Raw genomic sequence first — 21,052 nt, 5'->3', positions numbered from 1 at the left:
CGACAGGCACCGCGGCGACCCCTGGCAGCGGTGCCTCCGGCGGAGGTGGCGGAGCCGGTGGCACCATCGTCGCGCGGTTCACGGGCGCAGCGCGGTGCAGCGCGATCGACGCGAGTGGTGGCGCGGGTGGGAACTCGGAGGTGTTCCAGGCGGGAGCGGGTGGCGGCGGTGGAGGCGGGCGCGTGTTCTTCCAGGCCGGCACGCTGTCTGGATGCTCGCCGTTCACCGAAGCGGGAGGGGCTGGCGCCGAGCCCGATGGGAGCGTTGCGAAGGGCGGCGAGCCGGGAGGGCAAGGGCAGCAACAGGTGGTTCAAGGCGCCCTGTCCGGAACGCAGGCCGCGGACGACGCGGAGCAGGGGCGCGCTGCTGCATTGGAGTCCGAGGATGCTGCCCCTGCGGCTGGGGATCCGGTCATCGTGCCGGTGGTGACCAAGCCCGTGGCTGGGACGTTCGTGATCACCGCGCTCCCCAAGTTCGAAGGGACCGCGAAAGGCGGGGCCGTGGTGAGCCTCTACGTCAAGGACGTGTTTCTGAGGGACGTGACTGCCGACGTCGCCGGGAAATGGGATTTCGACTCCACGACGGTGCCGGTTCCTGATGTGTTGCCACTCGAGGACGGGGTGAACTGGGTCCAGGCCAGGACGACGGATGGGCCTACGACTTCCTCCTCCACGACCATCGTCTTCACCGTGGATACGCATGATCCCGTGAAGCCCACCATCAGCGACCCCAAGGCGACTCCGAGCGTGAACAGGGCATCGCTGATCTTTCGAGGCACCGCTGAAGCCGGCACCAAAGTGAAACTGCTGCTCACCAACCTGGCCACGCCGACCGTGGAGACAGAGATCGCTGAGGTCACCAGCGATGTGGGGGAAAAATGGACCTTCCCACTGCCTTCTTCCCCGGTGCTGGCGGAGGGGGCGTACCGCCTCAAGGTGCGCTCCACCGATGCCGCTCTCAGAAGCACTGAGTCTGACCTGCGGCTGTTCACCTTGGATGACACCGCGCCGGAGACGACCATCGCCACGGGGCCGGCGGCACTCGTGAATCAGACCACTGCGGACTTCACGTTCACGTCCACGGAAGGTGACGTGACGTTCGAGTGCCTGCTCGATTACAAGGCGCTCCAGTTCGAGGCCTGCAGCGCTTCAATGTCCTACGACACCCTGGGGGAGGGGCCGCATATCCTCCTCGTGCGTGCGAAGGATTTGGCGGGCAACCTCGATCCAACGCCCGCGATTCATCGCTGGGAAGTGGACTCGAAAAAGCCGGATGCGCCCCTGGTGACAGCACCGCAGGCCGGCACCTCTGTTGCGACCCAACTGCCCACGATTTCCGGAACGGCCGAGGCGGGAAGCACGGTGACGATTACCCAGACGTCGCCGTCGTCAGGCACCTTGCTGGGGACGGCGGTAGCGAGCGCGGGCGGGAGTTGGAGCCTGGCCGTCACGCCCGCGCTCATGGATGGAACCACGTACACCGTGAAGGCCACGGCGACGGACAAGGCCCTGAACGTGAGTCCTGATTCCGTACCCCACTCCTTCAAGGTGGATGTCACGCTCCCTGACACCACCATCGCCACGACGCCGACGTCACCCTCAAATCAGACGACGGCGAACTTCACGTTCACGTCCACGGAAGGTGGCGTGACGTTCGAGTGCCTGCTCGATGACAGCCCGCTCCTGTTCGAGACCTGCGGTGCTTCGAAGTCCTACCCCGGCCTGGGGGAGGGGCCGCATGTCCTCCGCGTGCGTGCGAAGGATGCGGCGGGCAACCTCGATCCAACGCCCGCGATTCATCGCTGGGAGGTGGACTCGAAGAAGCCCGATGCGCCCGTGGTGACGGCGCCAGAGGCCGGCACCTCTGTGCCCACGCAGAAGCCCACGATTTCCGGAACGGCCGAGGCGGGAAGCACGGTGACGATCACCCAGACGTCGCCGTCGTCAGGCACCTTGCTGGGGACGGCGGTAGCGAGCGCGGGCGGGAGTTGGAGCCTGACCGTCGCGTCCCAGCTCATGGATGGAATCACGTACACCGTGACGGCCACGGCGACGGACAAGGCCCTGAACGTGAGTCTTCCTTCCGCGGACCTCTCCTTCACGGTGGATGTCACGCCCCCTGAGACGAAGCTTGAGTCCGGGCCGCGGCCCGCAGAGCGGTCGGACACCGCCACATTCACGTTCAGCTCGCCCCCGCCCGACGCTACGACAGCAACCTTCGAGTGCAGCCTCGACGGCGCGGAGTACGCCACCTGCACCAGCCCGAAAGTCGTGACCGGTCTCAGTGAAGGACTGCACACCATGCGCATCCGGGCCCGAGACCGCGCAGGCAATCTGGATCTTTCACCCGTGACCTCGACGTGGACCGTGGATCAGTCCGCGCTGTCCACGCTGATCACCTTGAAGCCGCCGCCGCGGACGAATCTGCAGACAGGCACGTTCAATTTCGCGTCCAACAAGACGGACGCGACCTACGAGTGCAGCCTCGACAGTCCTTCGCCTGGCAACCCGACGTTCGTCACCTGCGGCACCCCCTACATCACGCCTGTGCTTGCGAGCAAATTGCACACGCTGATCGTTCGCGCACGTGACAGCGCAGGCAACGTGGATGAGACGCCGGAAAGCTACTCATGGACCGTGGACGCGGTCGCCCCCGCGCAGCCGACCGTGACGTCCCCGGCGGAGGGCAGCTACGTCACCAGGACAACGCCCACCCTCACTGGAAAGGCCGAGGTCCAGCCCGAGGGGCCGGTCGATGTGCAGGTCACCGTGGATGGCAACTCGATGGGAACCGTCAAGGCCAGTGCGGCCGGGGACTGGACCTTCACCCCTTCGAGCGCGCTGTCTCAGGGAGCCCATACCGTGTTCGTCGTGGCAGTGGATATCGCCGGGAACCCGAGCGCGGTGTCCGACACGCGCAACTTCACCGTGGATTCGATTGTTCCGGATACAGAGCTGGTCAACACCCCGGATCCCCTGACCCGGGAGCCCGTCGCGACCTTCACGTTCACCTCCGCGGAGGCGGGCGTGGAGTTCGACTGCCGCCTCCATAAGAACGGGTCTCCGGAGCCTGCCCTCTCGGTGTGTCAGTCGCCCTACGACAGCACGGCACTCGCTGACGGGGCCTATACGTTCTCGGTGCGTGCCCGAGACGAGGCAGGCAACGTGGACTCCACCCCCGCGGTCTTCGTCTGGACGGTGGACGCCACCGCGCCGGAGACGCGCATTGATTCCAAGCCGACCACGGCCAGTGGGGGAACGACCAACAGCTCCGACGCGAAGTTCACCTTCGGCTCGAATGAGCTGAACGTGACGTTCCTCTGCGACCTCAATGGGCAGGGCTACAGCGTCTGCCCCATCAACCATCTCCTGACGGACCTGACCACGGGGACGTACACCCTCTCCGTGAAGGCTCGGGACCCGGCGGGGAACGTGGACGCGACCCCGGAGGTCTGGATCTGGACGGTCAACAAGGACATCCCGGACACCGAGATGTATTGCGATCCGGCGAGGGCCAAGCTCAACACGCGCGACAACTCCTTCGCGTTCACGTCGAACAAGGGCAACGACCCGACCATCACCTTCCAGTGCAGTCTGAACCAGAGCACCTTCGAGGACTGTACCTCGCCCTCCAAGCCGACCGTCGCCGGAGACAAGCTGCATTCGTTCAGAGTCAGAGCGCTCAATCAGTTCAACGTTCCGGATCCCGAACCCGCCGAGTGCACCTGGACCTTGGACACCCTGAGCCCCAACACGGTCCTGGATCAGCACCCCGCGGCCTTCGAACCGAAGTCCGTGGCCCGGTTCACGTTTGGCTTCGAGCTGCCCGAGTCTGGTGGCCACTTCGAGTGCAGCCTGGGGGCCGAGCCCTTCACGGCGTGCACCAGTCCCTTCGAGTTGTCCGGTCTGGCGGATGCGGCCTACACCTTGAGGATCCGGGCTGTGGATGAGGTGCAGAACCCGGATGGCAGTCCCGCTACCTTTTCGTGGGTGGTGGATACGATTGCGCCTCCCGTGCCGGTGATGACGAGTCCGGCGCCCGGGGCAGTCCTCGCGGTGACCACCCCGGTCCTGGAGGGCAGTGGCGAGCCCGGCAGCAACGTGGTTGTCGCCCTGCGGAGTGGACCCGTGATGGGCGTGGCGCTCGTGAACCCGGCCGGGCGCTGGAGCCTCACCCCCGAGCTGGCGTTGCCGGAGGGCGAGAACTCCCTGCTGATCCGCGCGATGGATCCCGCCGGGAACGAGAGTGAGACCACCGGGGAGTTCGCCGTCACCGTGGACACGCGGGCCCCCGAAACCGGCATCGTGGCGGGGCCCGATGGCCGTGTCCGTACGACGAAGACCACGTTCCAGTTCTCCTCATCCGAGGATGGCGCGACCTTCGAATGCAGCCTGGACAACGTGGAGTTCGCGGCGTGCGAACCCGAGATCTCCTTCGACGTGCTCGAAGGCGCCCACTCGCTCCAGGTGCGCTCCAGGGACCGGGCGGGCAACGTGGATGCTTCGCCGGAGACCCGCTCCTGGCGCCTCTCCCTCGGCTCCGACACCCGGACCCTGGGCGGCGGCGTGAGCTGCTCCTCCTCGGGAGGGAGCCTGCCGTTCGGGATGCTGGTGGGCCTCGTGGGCCTGGGACTGATGGCGGCCCGGCGGCGACGGGGCTGACGACAGCTTCAGCGGGAGCCTGTCCTGGACTCCGGGCCGCGCTGGCGGAGCAGCGCCGCGGCCCGGGTCCGGACGCTGGCCATGGGGTGCTCGCGGGCCGCGTCCTCCAGCGAGGGCACCGCGGCCTCGCCCAGGTCCTTGCGGAGGAAGTCCTGGCAGGTGCCGTGGAACCGGTCACTGACGAGGCAGCGGATGGCGTTCTGGATGACGACGGGCGCGTTGCGGTACGCGGCGTCATTGCGCAGCGCCGCCCGGTAGGCCGCCACGCCGTCCACCCAGCGGAGGTTGTCGAAGTCGACGTTCCCCTCCAGGTAGCGGACGTAGGCGCTCGTCGGGTGCTTCGCGGCCAGCTTCTTCAACGCCGCCAGGGCCGCGTCCCGTCGCTGCGCCTTGATCAACCGATGGACCTCGTCGATGCCCGGGAGCTGCTCCACGACAGGCTCCCAGGCCGTGGTGCCCGTGGGAGCCTCCGCCCGTGCCTCCTCACCGTTCGGAGCCGCGGCGGACGGGCGCTCCGAGGACACAGGCGCCACGCCCGTGGACCTTGATGCCAGAGCCCACGCGCCAAGGCCTGCCGCGGCCAGGGTGAACACCGCCGCGCCACCCAACAGCCGACGCGAGCGGTTCCGCGCGGGGGAGGGCGTGATGGAGCCAGACCGGACCGTGGCCTCGGATGCGACCTGGGGCTCCTTCCTGGCCACGAGCTCCGTGGGAGCCACCGGCAGGGGCTCCGGAGCCCGGACTTCGGCCGGAGTCCCCACCGGGGTCACTCGGGGCTGCGCCCGGGCGTTGCGGGTCGCCAGCACCTCCTCGCTGGGGCGTGAAGGCGTGGGCGAGGAGGGGCGCGGCGTCACGGACGCGACGGGCGCCACGGGGAACACCGCCGGACCCGACCACGCCCCTTCGAGCGCGGCCAGGAACTCCGTGGCGGACTGGAAGCGATCCCCCGGGGCCTTCTCCATCGCCTTCGCCAGCGTCGCTTCAAGCTCCGCGGAGAAGCCCGCGTCAGGGGCGGCGTCGCGCAACCGGGGCGGCGTCACCTCGCGCTGCATGCGCAGCAGCTCCGCGTTGCTGGTGGCGTTGAAGGGCTTCTTCCCGGTGAGCAATTCGTAGAGCAGCACGCCGGTGGCGTACAGGTCCGTGGGCGGGCCCACCGGCTCGCCGTGGATCTGCTCCGGGGCCATGTAGGACGGGGTCCCGAGCATCATCCCCGATGTGATGCCCGTCACCTCGTCGCGCAGCTTGGCGAGCCCGAAGTCGAGGATGCGCACCTGCTCCCCGAGTCCGACGGCATGGGTGACGATGATGTTCTCGGGCTTGATGTCCCGGTGGATGATGCCCTGGTCATGCGCGTGGGCCAGGCCCGCGAGAACCTGCCGCACGGCGCTCAGGGCCCGGGGTGGCGGCAGCGGCCCGTCGCGCAGCAGCCCCCGCAGCGTGTCCCCGGTGACGAAGTCCATCACCATGTACGGCGACTCCTGATCCACGCCGAAGTCGATGACTGACACGCAGCACGGATGGGTGAGGCGGCTCATCGCGCGCGCCTCCACCTGGAACCGCTTCCGGAAGTCGTCGTCCCGGGCCGCCCACGCGTGCAGGAACTTGATGGCGACCGACTTGCCCACCTCCAGTCGCTCGCCCCGGTAGACGACGCCCATGCCTCCCGCCGCGAGCCGCTCGATGATGCGGTAGCGCTCCTGCAACACCGAGCCGATGCGGGGATCGGTGACGGACGTGGGCTCGTTCATGGGGTGCGCACGATAACAAGCCCTCGTGCTCGGGGCGGATGGAGGAGGCGGCCCTCGGACGTGCTTGCGCGTCACGGACCAGATGAAGCCGTCGTACCAGAAGTGCATCAAGGACACGACGAGGGGGCAGGCCCAGAGCCCCTCCAGGTCCGGGTCCAGCAGCTCGGCCCCCATGCCATAGGCGAGCACGGTGGCCACCACCGCGGAGCCGCGGATGGCCGCCCACGCCAGCACGCCCGGGTTGCTCCTGGAGCGGCTCCACGGACACCGTGAGTACGGGCCGCGAAAAAGGGTGTGATCGATCCGGGGCGGGCGGGGTCAGGTATCGGATATCGCGTCCCGCCCCCGAGGGAGAACCCCCATGTCACGCAGGAATCTGGCCGGTCTGTCCGCGCTGCTGCTGCTCGTCGCCGCCAGCGCGGCCGAGGCAAAGCAGTGGAAGTACGCGGGGATGCACCCTCGCTCCGGGCAGCCCGGGGATGGCCTGTGCCACCTCGAGACGACGCACGTGCACTCCGCCGCGCCGCTGTACGCCGACACGCTCTACCGCACGCGCGACAACACCTACGTCTTCATCGGCGACCCGACGCCCTTCGGCTATGAGGGCCCCCGGCACTCCTACTACGGGCACCATCCGGTGGTGCTCAACGTGATCGTCAACATCGACGTGGACGTGGACGTGGTGGAGTACTGCTACCACGACGGGCCGCACTACCACGCCTACGAGCCGCCGCCGCGCCAGGAATTCGTGGACAAGGAGGACGTCCACTACTACGCGGGCGAGTACCCCGAGGAGTACCGGCGGGAGAACCCGAAGCTGGTGCGGGTGAACACGGTCTATCGCGGCTGGAACGCGCCGCGCCCGGCGGTGACGTTCGCGCCGCCGCCGCAGTACCACGGCCCCATCGTCCAGGTGAACGTGGGCGTGGACGTGGACGTGAGGGTCGGCAGCAGGCCGCCTCCGCCCTCCCGGGAGGTCATCATCATCCGGGAGGATGACGACCACGACCACCACCACGACCACCACGACAACGGCAAGCACAAGGGGCACAAGAACAAGAAGTTCAAGGGACGGGACTGAGCATGCTGCGCAAGGGATTCCCGCTGGTGGCGCTGCTGATGGCGGGCTGCTCCAGCGATGCGGACGACGTGCTGGACGCGTGGAAGGCGGCGGGTGAGTCGCCCTCCGGTTTCACCGACGTCGGCGAGAAGCTGCCCGGGGGCAAGTGCAAGGCCGGCAAGGTGAGCGGCCTGGATGCCACGGTGTGCATCTTCGACAGCGCGGAGAAGGCCAAACAGGCGGAAGAGACCGGCTGGGGGCTCATCGGCAACGCCGTCGGCTCCACGGTGGTGTCGGGCAAGTGGGTGCTCGTCATCGCCGACCCGCGCAAGGAGGACCCGAGCGGGCGGCGCATGAACGTGCTGGTGAAGGCGTACCAGAAGAAGACGCGTTGAGGCAGGCTTCACGGCCATGGCCTCCGTCACCTTCCGCCTCGCCACCGCCGCCGACCTGCCCGTCATCCTCGCGCTGCTCGCCGCCGACGCCATCGCCCGCTCCCGCACGGGCTACCTCGAGGAGCCCGTTCCCGGCGTGCGCGCCGCGTTCGAGGAGATCGCCGCCGACCCGAACAACGAGCTCGTCGTGGGCGTGCGCGAAGGGGAAGTCATCGCCACCCTCCAGCTCACGTACATCCCGGGCCTGAGCCGGGGCGGGATGCGGCGTGCGCTGGTGGAGGCGGTCCGTGTGCGCTCGGACCTGCGGGGCCAGCGCATCGGGGAGTTGCTGATGCAGGACGCGATGGAGCGCGCCCGGGCTCGCGGCTGCGGGCTGATGCAGCTCACCACCGACAAGCGCCGCCTCGATGCCCACCGCTTCTATGCGCGGCTGGGCTTCGAGGCGAGCCACGAAGGCATGAAGCGCCCGCTCTGAGTCGCGCGGCCCCTACTTGATGGCGGCGGGGTCCATCCAGAAGAGCTCCCACTGGTGACCGTCCAGGTCCTGGAAGCTCCGCTGGTACATGAAGCCCTGATCCATCTTCTCCTTGTACTCGTGGGCGCCCGCCTTCAGGGCCTTGTCCATCATCGCGTCGACCTCGGCCCGGCTGTCCATGGTGAGGGCGATGAGCACCTCGGTCACCTTCGTCGCGTCCGCGATCTCCTTCTTCGTGAAGGTCTTGAAGAAGTCCTTCACCAGCAGCATCGCGTAGATGTGCTCGGAGATGATCATGCAGGTGGCGTTGGCGTCGGTGAACTGGGGGTTGAACGTGTAGCCCAGCTTCGTGAAGAACCCGACCGTGCGGTCGAGCGACTGGACGGGGAGGTTGACGAAGATCTTGGTGGCCATGGTGCGGTCTCCTTCGGAATGGGGCAGGGTGGAATGTCGCCTTCATTCCTACGACGAACGGGGTTTCGGGAGATCGACACGGCATTTATTTTCCCGTGCCTGGCCTCAAAGCAGCTTGCCCGGATTGAGGATGCCCCCCGGGTCGAGCGCGGCCTTGACGGTGTGATGGAGGCGCAGGGTCTCCGCCCCGAGCTGGGCACCCAGGAACGCGCGCTTGAGTGAACCCACGCCGTGCTCGCCGGTGATGGTTCCTCCCAGGTCCAACGCCGCGCGCAGGATGTCGTCGAACGCTTCCTTCGCCCGCGCCATCACCTCCGGGTCCTTCCGGTCGAAGACGACGGTGGGGTGCATGTTCCCGTCGCCCGCGTGCCCGAAGGTTCCAATGAGGACCCCGCGCTGCTCCGCGATGCGCTCCACCGCCGCGAGCAGCTCCGGGATGCGGGAGATGGGCACGCCCACGTCGTCCAGCAGCGTCGCCCCCTGCTGCTCCAGCGCGGGAAAGGCCAGCCGCCGCGCTTGCATGAGCAGCTCGCCCTCGGCCTCGTCGGCGGTGTTCATCACGAAGGTCGCTCCGGCCCGCTCGCAGGCCGCCGCCATCAGCCCGAGCTCCTCCTCGCCTTGCGCGCCTCCCGCGTCGGAGCGCGCCAGCAGCACGGCCGCGGCCTCGACGTCCAGGCCCATGGGCTTCCAGGCTTCGACGGCGCGCACGGTGGTGCGGTCCATCAGCTCCAGCAGGGACGGACGCGTCGTCGCCATGATGTCGGAGACGGCGGTGCCCGCGCCCACGAGCGTGGGAAACGTGGCCAGGAGCGTCGTCGCCCGGGGAGGCCGGGGACGCAGCCGCAGGGTGGCCTCGGTGATGAGGCCCAGCGTTCCCTCGGAGCCGACGAAGAGTCGCGTGAGGTCGTAGCCCGCCACGTTCTTCACGGTGCGTCCGCCGGTGCGCACGACGGAGCCGTCCGCGAGCACCACCTCCAGGCCCAGCACCGCGTCCCCCGTCACGCCGTACTTCACGCAGCACAGTCCGCCCGCGTTGGTCGCCAGGTTGCCGCCGATGGTGGAGAACTCCCAGCTCGCGGGATCTGGTGCGTACCAGAGCCCCTGCTCGGCCGCGGCGGCCTTCACCGCGGCGTTGAGCGCGCCGGGCTGGACGACGGCCAGCATGCCGCGCCGGTCCACCTCCAGCACGCGGTTCATCCGCAGCAGGGAGACGAGGATGCAGCCCTCGGTGGCGTTCGCGCCTCCCGACAGGCCGGAGCCCGCGCCCCGCGCCACCACCGGCACCCGGAGCGCCGAGGCCACGCGGAGCATGGCCTGGACCTCCACCGTGGAAGCGGGTCGCACGAGCACGCGCGGCATGCCCGAAGGAGCCCACTCCGCCTGGTCGTGCCGATGCGCTTCGAGCACGTCCAGGTCGGTGACGAGCGACTCCGCCGGCAACACCTCCGAAAGCGCCCGCACCACGTCGACTGTCACGATAGGCCTCCCAACTCCCCGGGCAATGAACGCCGGGCAGGGCGGAGGTCATCCTTGTCTCCGCGCCTCACGCCCAGCTTGCCCCAAGTCCGCGACCTCCGCTCCCGTGCTTTCGGGGCGCGAAGGGCGTCACGGGCCCGGCGTCGTGTCGCCCAGGATCTGCGCCAGGAAGGTTCCCAGCGCGGCGGCCGCGCGTCGGGCGGCGAGGGCGTTGTAGAGGATGCCCGCCTGGGGGGGGGTCGCGCCCTCGAAGGTGAAGGCGTGCATCGCATGGCCGTAGGCCTGGAGCTGCCAGTCGGCGCCCGCGTCGGTCAGCTCCCGGGCGATGGCCAGCACGGCGTCGGGCCGCGCGACTGGGTCCTCCCAGCCGTGCAGCAGGAGGACGCTCGCGGTGATGGGAGGCTGTGGCCCGAGGCGCGGGGGCTGGAGCACGCCATGGATGCTCACGGCGCCCTTCAGCCCTTCGGGAGCGCTGCGCGCGAGATCCAGGGCGCAGAGGCCCCCGAAGCAGTAGCCGAGCACCGCGATGCGCGTGGAGTCCACCCGGGGATGGCGTCTCGCCGCCTCCAGGCCCGCGAGCATGCGGCGACGCAGGAGGGCCCGGTCTTCGAGGAACGGGCCCATGAGGTGTGAGTTGTCTCCCATCACCTCGCCGCGCACGCCTTTCCCATACACATCCAGCGCGAAGCCGACGTAGCCCTGCTCCGCGTAGCCTTCCGCCATGGAGCGCATGATTGTGTTCTGCCCATCCCAGGCATGGGCAATCAGGACACAGGGCCGTCTGGCTTCGTGGGCGGTGTCATGGGCGGCGTAGCCCTGACAGACGGTCTCGCCGTCCGCGTAGTCGACGTATTCCGCGTGGACCCGCGTGGAGGAGGAAGACGCCATCCGGGGGGCTCCTTTCCGAAGTGAGGAGTCCGCACGCTGCACGCCTTCGGCTCCGCCGTCTTGAACGAATGCGACATCTCAGAAGAAGTGCGCGAGCCCCTGGGGGACATCTTCCCGGGCGGGATTGAAGTAGTCGGCGAGCATGGAGCGGGGCGTCCTGGAGAACCGCCCGGGGGTACGCCCCAGGTAGCGCCGCCACATCCGGACCCGATGGGCCTGGTCGCTGAAGCCCTCGAACGCATCGCCCTGGCCCGTCTGCGCCGCGAGCAGGCTCGAATGGATCCGGTCGAGCGCGAGCAACCGCCGGGGTGAATGTCCGACGTGCTCCCGGAACCAGCGCTCCAACTGGCGCGTGGACACCGCCACGGCCCGCGCCGCCGCATCCACGCGCGAGGTCCGCCGGAGGATGTCCCAGGCATGCGCGAACCGTTCGGCCTCCTCCGCGGGCTTCGTCGCGGCCAGCCGTCCGAGCAGCCATGCATCCAGGCGCGCGGCCACACGCTGGGGTTCCCAGGCCGCCGCGAGGTCGTCCGCGAGCTCGCGGGCCCGGCCATCTCCCAGCACGGCACCCAGCTCCAGCAGGTCATCGCTCGCGGCCAGCCCGGTCGCGGGGAAGAGGCGCGCGAGCCCGGCCGGCTTCAGCATGACCATGACGAAGGAGCAGCCCTCGCCGGAGCTCCACGAACGCGGCCGGCTCTGCACCCCCAGCAGCGAGGCTCGCGGTGCCCCCGCCGCGAACTCACTCCCGCAGGGACGGCCGAAGTTGAGGGTCAGCACCGCCGCCGGAGACGGTGTGGTGTCGATGGGCTTTCCCGCATGGGCGCCCTTCAAGTCCTCGATGAACCAGTACCCCATCACCAGGGGCCTCAGTGGCGCGGCGGGAGGTCGCTTGAGGAAGAGCACGGGATCCCCGGTTCTACCATCCGGGGCAGCGCATGCTCCGGGGCCGTGAAAACACTCGTCGCCTCGCGGGTCCGCATGGCACGGTTCAAGGACGTGAGTGTGGCGCATCCCTCCCTGGCCGTGACGTTCTTCGACGAAGCCCCGCGTCGTGAAGACGTGCCCGCACGCCTGGCGAGCCCGTTCCATCCGGGGCCGCCGGCCCCCCTGGCGCGGAAGGCCGCGGAGGCCCTCCAGCAGCGGTTGACGCAAGGGCGGTGGGACGCGCTGTGGCAGCCCGGCGGCGGCAAGATGTTCGGCGTGCTGGTCGTCGCGGAACCGGGAGGACGGCTCGGGTACCTGTGCGCGTTCTCCGGGATGCTGGACGGCGCCTGGACCGTGGAGGGCTTCGCGCCCCCGTTGTTCGACCCCGTCGCGCGCGCTGCGTTCCTACCGGCGGGCGAGGCGGAGCTGGCGGCCTGGGGCCAGCGGCATGCGGAGCTGGAAGCGGCGCAGGGACCGGTGCGACTGCGGCTCGCGGCGCTGGCCACTGAGCATGAGCGCGCCCTCGCCGGACTCAAGGCCCGGCATGCGGCGAACCGCGCGGTCCGCCACGAGGAACGTGGACCGCTCGAAGCCCGTCTCGACGGTGCCCGGCTCCAGGCCCTGGAGCAGGAGAGCCGCGCCGACACCGCGGAGCGCAGGGCGCTGGAGGCCGCCCATGAGGCCGCGTGTGAACCGCCGCGGGCCGCGCTGCGGGAGCTCGAAGCCCGTCGCGCCGAAGTCGAACACCTGCGCGCCGAACGCTCCCGGGCCCTGTGGTGGCAGGTGGCCCACAGCTATGTGATTCCCAACGCGCGAGGAGAAAGCCAGCCATTGGCCGCGCTGTTCGCGCCGCGCCCGCCGCCGGGAGGGGCAGGGGACTGCGCGGCGCCCAAGCTGCTGGCGCAGGCCTACCGCCATCACCTGGAGCCCCTGGCGCTCGCGGAGTTCTGGTGGGGCGCGCCGCCGCTCGACGGCCGCCGCCAGTCCGGGGCGTACTATCCGGCCTGTGAGAGCAAATGCGGCACGGTGCTGCCGTACATGCTGCAAGGCCTGGCGGTGGACCCCGCGCCCCGGTTGGCTTCCGTCATCGACGACCCGCGGCTCCTGCATGAGGACCCGTGGCTCCTCGTGGTCGACAAGCCCGTGGGACTGGCTTCGCTGCCCGGGCGCCATGCTCCCGGGCGCGACTCGGTGCTCGTCCGACTCCTGCCGCGCTTCCCGGCCCTGTCCGGCCCCCTCTTCATCCAGGAGCTGGAGCCCGAGTCCTCCGGGCTCCTGCTCATCGCACGGGACACCGCGACCCAGGCCGCGCTCCTGCGTCAGTTCGCGCGGCGCGAAGCCGAACACCGGCACGTCGCCTGGGTCGAAGGGCGCGTGGAGGGGGACGTGGGCGTCATCGACCTGCCCCTGCGTGGGACCTCCAGCGCCCCGCTCGAGGACTGTGTCGACCGCGTTCACGGCAAGCGGGCCGTGACAGCGTGGAAGGCTTTACGTCACGACGAAGGCCGGACCCGGGTGGAGCTGGTGCCGGTGACCCGGCATCCGCACCAGCTGCGCATCCACGCCGCTCACCGTCTGGGATTGGGGGCTCCCATCGTCGGGGACGCGCGCTTCGGCGGGGAGGACACGCGGCTCATGCTCCACGCGGAGGCGCTGGCCTTCACGCATCCCCACACGGGCGAGCATCTGGCCTTCAACGCGCCCGCGCCATTCTGGAGTTGAGCAGTCATTTGAGGGTCAGCAGCGTCCCCGCGATGATGAGGACCACGCCCAATCCCAGTCGCCACGACATCGGCTCCTTGAGGATGAGCACCGCGAACGTCACGGTGAGCGCCAGGCTCAGCTTGTCGATGGGCGCCACGCGCGAGGCCGGGCCCAGCTGCAGCGCCCGGAAGTAGGCGAGCCACGACAGGCCCGTCGCCACCCCGGACAGCGCGAGGAACAGCAGCGTCTTGCGGCTGAGCGAGGGCAGGGCCTGCTGTTCGCCACGCGCCAGCGCGATGCTCCAGGCGAAGACGAGCACCACCACGGTGCGCAGCGCGGTGGCGAGCGTGGATGGCACCCCCTCCACCCCCACCTTCGCCAGCACCGCGGTCAGCGCCGCGAACACGGCGGACAGCAGGGCATACATCCACCATGTCATCGAACGACTCCTGTCGGGCCTTCCCTTCCTGTCTGCCTCGCCAGGCACTCGCGTGCAATGTCTTGTCATGGGCACGCTGGGCGTCGGGTGCCTCTCACGGACCCCTCCCCAACGTGCCGCATGCTTGCGTGAGGCCAGAAAGGCGCGCAATACCTGGACTTCGTGGAGAGGGGGGGCCGTGCTCGACCTGAAGCCTGAACCCGAAGCCTGGATGCCGCTCGCGGGCGAAGCCGGACGCCGCGCGTTGGACCATCCGTGGCCCTCGGCCGCGAAGGGCGGCGTGCGCTTCGTCATCGAAGGGGACTTCTTCCGCCTGGAGCACGACGCCCGGCTGGAGCTCTACCGCGACCTGGCGGAGCGGATGCTCGCCGTCTTCCGCGAGCTCACGCCGTGGGGCGGCTGGCTCTACGCGTTGGATCCGCATCACGCCTGCTACCGCCTGCACCCGCACGTCCTCTTCGAACAGGGCGCGTCGCTGCAGGAGATGACCGGCCTCTACACGCGCGAGCAGATGGATCTGGTGGAGCGGGGCATCCACCCCCCGTCCTTCGCACCGCGCTGGCCCATGGCCATCCACCCGGCGGGGGACCCGGAGCATGTCTTCGCGCCACCGGACTTCCACTTCGTCTTCGCGGCGCGCTACCGCGTGGGCAACTTCGGCGGCCTGGAGGCACCGGGCCGGGGGCTCATCGAGTCGGAGACGTACGAGCTGCTGGGAGCGCACCTCATCGCCGCCGTGGACCGGAACCCGCCAGCGCTCTTCCGTCGGGCCCGCAGGCTGAGCTCCGACGTCTGATGCGGGGACTCACGCGACTTCAGGCGGGGCGCGGCGTGACGGCGCGCGCGGGGGGCGCACCCTCGTAGTAGAGGCTGGCGTGCCCCTCGCCGTAGACGACCAGCACCCGGTCATTCTCCTCCAGCAGACCGGACGTCTTCTGGGTGACCTTGCGAACCAGGGTGTCGAGCTGCGCCGGACCTGATTTGCTGCTGGCCCGGACCGTGACGACTGGCATGCGGTGTCCCACTCCTGATGTCCTCTTCCGAGACGAGCGCCGGCGGGGGCCGACGCCTCCACCGTCCGGAGGGCGCTGCGTGTCATAGCCAACGGAACACTTCGTTGACAAGTCCGCGCTGGCATGGAGGAAAGAGTCCCATGCTCCGCAACGTCCGCGCCCTGTTGGTGATTTCGCTTGCCCTGATCTCCACCGCGCACGCGCAGTCACGCAAGCCCGACGACCTGTACCACGTGTCCCCCACACCCGCGTGGCTCCCGCGGAGCGTCTTCCTGGGGTCGCAGTTCAACAACGGCGCCGTCATCCCGAACCTGCGCCTGCAGTGGGAGCTCACCTTCTTCCAGGAGCGCAAGGACGCCTGGGTGTTCATCCTGGAAGGTGGGGTGGGGTGGGCGGCGTCGCTGCCCGCCACCGCCGTGCAGGGCTACTACCTGCCGGTGTCCTCCTACTACGAGCACACCGCCCAGGTGGGGTTCGGCTACCGCAACCACCTGCCCGGGCTCGTGCACTGGGGCTTCCAGGTGACGAGCGGCCCCACCTTCTACGGCGCACACTTCGGCACCCAGCCTCCCGACCGGCGCACCGCCGGCGTCGTCCAGGGCCGCTTCCAGATTGGCTACCAGCTGCGCGACCTGGGCCTGGGCCTCGCCCTGGGCTACTCGGAGCCCTTCGGCCTCAAGAACCGCAGCTTCGCACGTGACTTCGTGGGTGGCCCGAACCTCGGATTTTTCGCGGATTGGCGGTAAAGGCACGGTACACTCCAGGAGCGAGAGCGGAACGGCCACCCAGTGTGGGCGCGCCCGTGCACCGCGCCCCCTGTCATGGCCGAGCTGCTCAGTGCCCACGTCACGCGCTACCTGCGCAACCGCGAAGAGTTCGAGCGGGGCCTCCCCCCCGGCATCCTCCTGTTCATGCCCGCGCTGGGCACCGTCACCCCGGCTGAGCGGGATGACTACCCGCTGCGCACCGTGACGAACGCCGGGCCTCCGACGCTCGGGCAGGACGAACCCGTCGTCTTCCCCCTGCTCAAGTCCCAGGGCAACGCCTTCGGCCGGGGCATCACCGTCGGGCGCACCGGCAACAACGACGTCGTGCTGGATGACGGCAGTGTGTCCCGGTTTCACGCGTGGTTTTCGCGGGACGCTGGAGAAGCGGGTTTCCTGCTGACGGATGCGGGCTCGAAGAACGGCTCGTACGTGGCGGGCGGGCGGCTGCTGGCGCGAAAACCGGCGCCGCTGGAGGACGGGATGCGGGTGCGCTTCGGCCAGGTGGAGGTCACCTTCTACACGGCAGGCGGTTTCGCGCGCCTGCTGTCGGTGCGACTGCAATCCTGAAGCCTTGCCACGTCTTCGGGGGCCTGCGTAACGTGCGGAGTCACCCTAGGCATGGATGGGAGCGTTCGCGGTGGCCTTGACCACAGAAGCCTTCGGGCTGACCGATGTAGGCCGGAAACGGCAGCACAACGAAGACGCGATGATGGTGGACGCGTCGCTCGGCCTGTTCATGGTCGCCGATGGCATGGGCGGACACGCCGCGGGTGAGGTCGCCAGCGCGCGGGCCACGGAGGTCGTCAAGCAGCACATCGCGGCCAACCGTCACCTGCTGAAGGACCTGGCCAACAACCCCACGGCGGACAGCCGCTCGGCGGCGGCGGCGCTCGTGGAGGTGGCCGTGCAGCGCGCGTGCGCGGACATCTACCGCGCGGCGATGACGGACGCGGCCAAGCGCGGCATGGGCACGACGTTCGTGTGCCTGGCGGTGGGCGGCAACAAGGGCGTCATCGGGCACGTGGGCGACAGCCGCGTGTACCTGGTGCGCCACAGCCAGTGCCACCGGCTCACCGAGGACCACACCCTCGTCGCCGCGCAGCTGAAGGCCGGCACCATCACCAAGGAGCAGGCGGCCACGTCGCAGTACCGCAACGTGATCACCCGCGCGGTGGGCATCCAGGAGTCGGTCCAGGTCGACACGCTCATCGTGGACCTGATGCCCGGCGACGTGTTCCTCCTCTGTTCGGACGGCCTGCACGGCTACATCGAGGACGAGGAGATCCTGCCCCTGGTGGCGGGGCTGCAGCCGGGCGACCTGCCGCGCAAGCTGGTGGAGATCGCCAACGAGCGCGGCGGCAAGGACAACATCACCGCGGTGGTGGTGAAGATCGCCGGCGACAGCGCGGCGCTGGCCAGCGAGGAGACGAGCGAGGCCCAGTCGCGCATGGAGGCGCTGCGGAAGATCCCGCTCTTCCGCCACCTCACGTACAAGGAACAGACGGCGGTGCTGTCCATCGCCACCACGCGAACCTACCCGGCGGGTCGGGAGATCGTCGTGGAGGGGCAGCCGGGCGAGGAGCTCTTCGTCGTCATCCGGGGCCGGGTGGCCATCGAGAAGAACGGCGTGGAGATCGCGGAGCTGCGCTCGGGGGGGCACTTCGGGGAGATGGGCCTCATCGACAACGCGCCCCGGTCGGCGACGGTGCGCGCGACGGAGCCCACCCGGACGATGGTGATCGCCCGCTCGGACCTGATGGGCCTGATGAAGCGCGAGGCCATCCTCGCGGTGAAGATGCTCTGGAGCTTCGTGCAGGTGCTGAGCGACCGGTTGCGCGCCACCAACTCCGAGCTGAGCGAAGCCCGGCAGGAGCTGGCCGTGGCGCAGGCCATCCAGCCCTTCGCCGAGGACTGACGCAGGAACGCTTCCGGGCCCCGGGACGTCCTGGACAGGACGCTCCGGAATTTCCCGGGGCAAACCGCCGTTGGGGGGGCCGGCCGCGGGGTAGGTTCCGGCCGCGTACGCATGCGCAAATGGCTTTTCATCGGGGTGGCTGCCGCGCTGGCGCTCACCGCCGCCATCGTGTGGGGACCCCGGTGGGGGACTCCCGCCGCGCGCCCCGTGTCGCCCGTCTCGGCCAGCTCCATGCGCCAGGGGCTGCCGGCCTTCAACGCGGTGACGGTGTCGTCGGGCGCGCAGGAGGGGCTGACGCTCACCGGGCGCGTGCTGGACTCAGGCGGCAAGCCGGTGGCGGACGCGGAGGTGTCGCTCGCGGCCACGGCGGAGCGGACGCTGGCGGACGTGCGGTGCGACGAGTGCGGCCTGGCGCTCCTGGCCTGCACCGCGCATGAGACGGCGCTGCACACGCGGTCCTTCTTCGAGCAGCAGCAGGGCTTCCTCACGCCGCGCGCCACGGTGCGCACGGACGCGCAGGGGAAGTTCCGCTTCGAGCACCTGGCGGGCGTGTCCTTCTCGGTCTGGGCGCGCGCGGCGGGGCTGGGCGTGGCGCTCAAGGAGCGGGCCGCGCCTGGTGAGGCGGTGGAGCTGTACCTGCCCCCGTTGCGGAGCATCGTCGGCACGGTGGTGGACGACTCCGGTCAGCCGAGGCCCGGGGCGCGCGTGCGGGCGGTGTCGCGCAAGGTGCCGCTGCCCTTCGAGGTGGTGGCGGGCGCGGGAGGCGCGTTCTCCCTGACGGGCCTGGGTGAGGGCCCCTTCTACGTGCTCGCGGACGCGGAGGGCTTCCAGCCCGCGGTGGCGCAGCAGGTGGAGGCCAACTCGCAGCCGCTGCGCCTGAAGCTGACGCCGTCGCGCACGCTGGAGGTGCGCGTCACGCGGGACGGCGCTCCCGCGGTGGCGACGGTGCGGCTGAGGGGCGACCACCTGTCGCGCGAGGAGCACACGGACGGGCAGGGCGCGCCGGTGCGCTTCAACGGCCTGTACCCGGACGAGGTGGTGGTGACGGCGGAGGCGCCGGGCTTCGGCTCCGCGCCCCAGACGCTCACGCTGTCGCAGCGGGTGACGCAGGTGACGCTGGAGCTGGAGGCGGCGGGCCGGCTGCTCGTCACGGTGGTGGACGAGGACGGCCAGCCGGTGCCGAACCCGCAGCTGCTCCTGCGCACGGTGGCGGGCGACCTCATCCGCCGCGACGCGGTGCCCACCGGGGCGCTCGCGGAGTTGGGGCCGCTGGCTCCGGGCGAGTACGTGCTGGAGGGCCAGGCGGAGGGCTTCACCGCGGCGCAGCTCCCCGCGCGCGTGGCGCAGGGTGAGACGGCGCTGGAGCTGGAGCTGGCGCGGGCCACGCTCATCACCGGGCAGGTCATCGACGAGTACGGCCGGCCCGCCTCGAACGTGTCCATCCTGGTGCAGCCCACGGGAGAGGTGACGAACGCGGGAGAAGATGGCCGCTTCGTGGCGCAGGTGCCCATGCCGGGGCTCTACACGCTGCACGCGCACCACTCCGAGTGGGGCGGCGGCAGCGTGCAGGCGACGGCGCCCGCGACGGACGTGACGTTGTCGCTGGAGGCGAAGGCGGGCGCGGACGTGACGGTGTCCAGCGGAGGCCGGCGGGTGGAGGGCGCGGACGTGGTGATGTGGGCGGAGCCGGAGAACATCTTCCGCAGCGACCGCCCCTCGGGCCCGGACGGCGTGGTGCCCATGCGCGGGCTGCCGCCGGGCACGTACACGCTGGTGGCGTCGCATCCGGAGTACCTCCAGTCGGGGCCCAAGGCCGTGACCGTGCAGGACGGCGCCACGCAGCAGGTGACGGTGGAGTTGGAGCCGGGCGCGCAGCTGACGGGCGACGTGGTGGACGAGGACGGCCAGCCGGTGGTGGGCGCGAACCTGAACGTGCTGCCGCGCATGGCGGAGCCGGTGCAGACGGACTCGGGCGGGCACTTCGAGTTCCGCGCGCTGCGGCCGGACCGCGCGTACACGTTGGAGGCGCACCACGCGGGCTACGAGCCGCTGGAGCGCGTGCAGGGCAAGCCGGGCGGGCCGCCGGTGCAGGTGAAGATGCGGCGGCGCTCGACGTTCCGGGGCCGGGTGATGGACGACAGCGGCCAGCCGGTGCGCCGCTTCCGGGTGGACGAGCACGACGTGAACAGCGCGGACGGGCGCTTCGAGCTGCCGCTGTCCACGGCGGGCGAGCGGCTCATCGTCGCGGTGGAGGCGCCGGGCTACGAGCCCCAGGTGGTGGACCGCCCGGCGAAGACGCAGGACATGGGCGACGTGGTGCTGGCGAAGGCGCCGTCGGTGTCCGGCCAGGTGCGGGACGCGTCGGGCGGCGCGGTGGCGGACGCGGTGGTGACGTGCGACGTGTGTGACGGGTCGGTGCTGTCGGGGCCGGACGGCAACTTCACGCTCGTGAGTCCGCCCTACGTGCCGCGCTTCACGGTGTCCGCGCGCAAGGGCAAGGTGAGTGGCACGCAGGAGGTGCAGCGCGGGAACACGGCGCCGGTGCAGCTCACGCTCAAGCCCGCGACGCACCTGACGGGCCGGGTGTTCCTGGCGGACGGGCGGCCCGCGGCGGGCTCGCAGGTGGACGGGCTCAACGCGGACCGCAGCGAGTCCGTGTCGCTCATCACCGGAGCGGACGGCCGCTACAGCGCGGACCTGTCGCCGGGCAGCTACCGCTTCATGCTGGCCGGCGGGCGCGGGGGCTCGGGAGAGCCGGCGGTGGTGGTGCAGGTGGCGGGCGCGGACATGACGCTGGACCTGGGGCCGGTGCCGGGCACGGGCTCGCTCACGGTGCTGCTCCAGCCGGAGCGGGGCAAGGCGCTGTGGATCGTCCCGGGCGAGGTGGGCCAGGTGGGCAACCCGCCCGTGGAGCTGCTGCGCTCGCGCTACGCGCAGCTCGTCTACCAGCCGATGTCGGAGCGGGTGGTGGTGCAGGGCCTGGCGCCGGGCCGGTACACGCTCGTGTGGGGCTTCTTCCACATGGAGATGCCGGGGGCGGGCCCGCTGGTGCGCACGGTGGACGTGCCCTCCCAGGGCGAGGTGTCCCTGCGGTAGTCGTATTGCGACCGGGCCCCCTGGCGCGTAATGAAGCCGCATGGACGCATCGGCATTGAAGGGCCGCCGGGTCATCG

At 70.2% G+C, this 21,052-nt stretch carries 17 protein-coding genes; 10 read left to right on the top strand and 7 right to left on the bottom strand.

Annotation, left to right across the window (positions count from 1 at the left end; genetic code table 11):
* Positions 1-182: 182 nt before the first annotated feature.
* A complete protein-coding gene (locus D7V93_RS12625; protein ID WP_147451153.1) occupies positions 183-4,661 on the top strand; it encodes an Ig-like domain-containing protein in 4,479 nt (1,492 codons plus the stop codon).
* 8 nt (positions 4,662-4,669) lie between these two features.
* Here D7V93_RS12625 and D7V93_RS45835 read toward each other — a convergent pair whose 3' ends face one another.
* Entirely contained in the window at positions 4,670-6,643 is a 1,974-nt protein-coding gene (locus D7V93_RS45835; RefSeq protein ID WP_120643639.1) for a serine/threonine-protein kinase, read from the bottom strand.
* Positions 6,644-6,770: 127 nt separating this feature from the next.
* Between D7V93_RS45835 and D7V93_RS12615 the strand changes: the two genes are divergently transcribed.
* From D7V93_RS12615 to D7V93_RS12605, 3 genes are read left to right on the top strand one after another with little or no spacing between them, the layout of a single operon-like run.
* Entirely contained in the window at positions 6,771-7,490 is a 720-nt protein-coding gene (locus D7V93_RS12615) for a hypothetical protein (RefSeq protein ID WP_120643638.1), read from the top strand.
* 2 nt (positions 7,491-7,492) lie between these two features.
* Positions 7,493-7,864 (top strand): hypothetical protein, encoded by a 372-nt coding sequence (locus D7V93_RS12610; protein WP_120643637.1) that lies wholly within the window; start codon positions 7,493-7,495, stop codon positions 7,862-7,864.
* Between the two features lie 16 nt (positions 7,865-7,880).
* Positions 7,881-8,339: a GNAT family N-acetyltransferase gene (locus D7V93_RS12605; RefSeq protein ID WP_120643636.1), complete on the top strand. Its 459-nt coding sequence runs from the start codon at positions 7,881-7,883 to the stop codon at positions 8,337-8,339.
* Positions 8,340-8,351: 12 nt separating this feature from the next.
* Here D7V93_RS12605 and D7V93_RS12600 read toward each other — a convergent pair whose 3' ends face one another.
* The 4 genes from D7V93_RS12600 to D7V93_RS12585 all read right to left on the bottom strand — a co-directional run bounded on the left by D7V93_RS12600 (position 8,352) and on the right by D7V93_RS12585 (position 12,020).
* On the bottom strand, positions 8,352-8,753 hold the full coding sequence (locus D7V93_RS12600; RefSeq protein ID WP_120643635.1) for a VOC family protein: 402 nt from the start codon (positions 8,751-8,753) through the stop codon (positions 8,352-8,354).
* 105 nt (positions 8,754-8,858) lie between these two features.
* Positions 8,859-10,229, bottom strand: coding sequence for an FAD-binding oxidoreductase (locus tag D7V93_RS12595; protein ID WP_120643634.1), 1,371 nt, complete (start codon positions 10,227-10,229; stop codon positions 8,859-8,861).
* 129 nt (positions 10,230-10,358) lie between these two features.
* Positions 10,359-11,117, bottom strand: a complete 759-nt coding sequence (locus D7V93_RS12590; protein ID WP_120643633.1) for a dienelactone hydrolase family protein — start codon at positions 11,115-11,117, stop codon at positions 10,359-10,361.
* 78 nt (positions 11,118-11,195) lie between these two features.
* Complete coding sequence (locus D7V93_RS12585; protein WP_120643632.1) at positions 11,196-12,020, bottom strand: helix-turn-helix domain-containing protein; 825 nt, start codon at positions 12,018-12,020, stop codon at positions 11,196-11,198.
* A gap of 75 nt (positions 12,021-12,095) precedes the next feature.
* Here D7V93_RS12585 and D7V93_RS12580 point away from each other — a divergent pair, with 75 nt between their 5' ends.
* Complete coding sequence (locus D7V93_RS12580; protein ID WP_120643631.1) at positions 12,096-13,763, top strand: RluA family pseudouridine synthase; 1,668 nt, start codon at positions 12,096-12,098, stop codon at positions 13,761-13,763.
* Positions 13,764-13,767: 4 nt separating this feature from the next.
* On the opposite strand, the gene D7V93_RS12575 is transcribed toward D7V93_RS12580, so the two are convergent.
* Positions 13,768-14,184 carry an EamA family transporter gene (locus D7V93_RS12575; RefSeq protein ID WP_120643630.1) on the bottom strand — a complete coding sequence of 139 codons (417 nt, stop codon included), beginning with the start codon at positions 14,182-14,184 and terminating at the stop codon, positions 13,768-13,770.
* A 178-nt stretch (positions 14,185-14,362) separates the two neighbouring features.
* On the opposite strand from D7V93_RS12575, the gene D7V93_RS12570 reads away from it, so the two are divergent.
* Positions 14,363-14,980 carry a DUF2716 domain-containing protein gene (locus tag D7V93_RS12570; RefSeq protein ID WP_158623723.1) on the top strand — a complete coding sequence of 206 codons (618 nt, stop codon included), beginning with the start codon at positions 14,363-14,365 and terminating at the stop codon, positions 14,978-14,980.
* A 19-nt stretch (positions 14,981-14,999) separates the two neighbouring features.
* Here the strand turns inward: D7V93_RS12570 and D7V93_RS12565 are convergent, their stop codons facing one another.
* The gene (locus tag D7V93_RS12565; RefSeq protein ID WP_120612456.1) at positions 15,000-15,197 is read right to left on the bottom strand and encodes a hypothetical protein; all 198 of its coding nucleotides are present in this window, start codon (positions 15,195-15,197) and stop codon (positions 15,000-15,002) included.
* Positions 15,198-15,337: 140 nt separating this feature from the next.
* Here D7V93_RS12565 and D7V93_RS12560 point away from each other — a divergent pair, with 140 nt between their 5' ends.
* The 4 genes from D7V93_RS12560 (at position 15,338) to D7V93_RS12545 (ending at position 20,975) form a co-directional block, all read left to right on the top strand.
* The gene (locus tag D7V93_RS12560; RefSeq protein WP_120643628.1) at positions 15,338-15,943 is read left to right on the top strand and encodes a hypothetical protein; all 606 of its coding nucleotides are present in this window, start codon (positions 15,338-15,340) and stop codon (positions 15,941-15,943) included.
* A 75-nt stretch (positions 15,944-16,018) separates the two neighbouring features.
* Positions 16,019-16,531: an FHA domain-containing protein gene (locus D7V93_RS12555; protein ID WP_120643627.1), complete on the top strand. Its 513-nt coding sequence runs from the start codon at positions 16,019-16,021 to the stop codon at positions 16,529-16,531.
* Positions 16,532-16,586: 55 nt separating this feature from the next.
* The gene (locus tag D7V93_RS12550) at positions 16,587-17,879 is read left to right on the top strand and encodes a Stp1/IreP family PP2C-type Ser/Thr phosphatase (protein ID WP_120612812.1); all 1,293 of its coding nucleotides are present in this window, start codon (positions 16,587-16,589) and stop codon (positions 17,877-17,879) included.
* A 111-nt stretch (positions 17,880-17,990) separates the two neighbouring features.
* Positions 17,991-20,975, top strand: coding sequence for a carboxypeptidase-like regulatory domain-containing protein (locus tag D7V93_RS12545; RefSeq protein ID WP_120643626.1), 2,985 nt, complete (start codon positions 17,991-17,993; stop codon positions 20,973-20,975).
* The last annotated feature ends 77 nt before the right edge of the window (positions 20,976-21,052 follow it).

The organism is Corallococcus llansteffanensis (genome assembly GCF_003612055.1).
In the GTDB taxonomy this organism is placed as follows: Bacteria; Myxococcota; Myxococcia; order Myxococcales; family Myxococcaceae; genus Corallococcus; species Corallococcus llansteffanensis.
The sequence above is the reverse complement of the archived record's forward strand: the minus strand, read 5'-3'. Positions and strand labels throughout refer to the sequence as shown.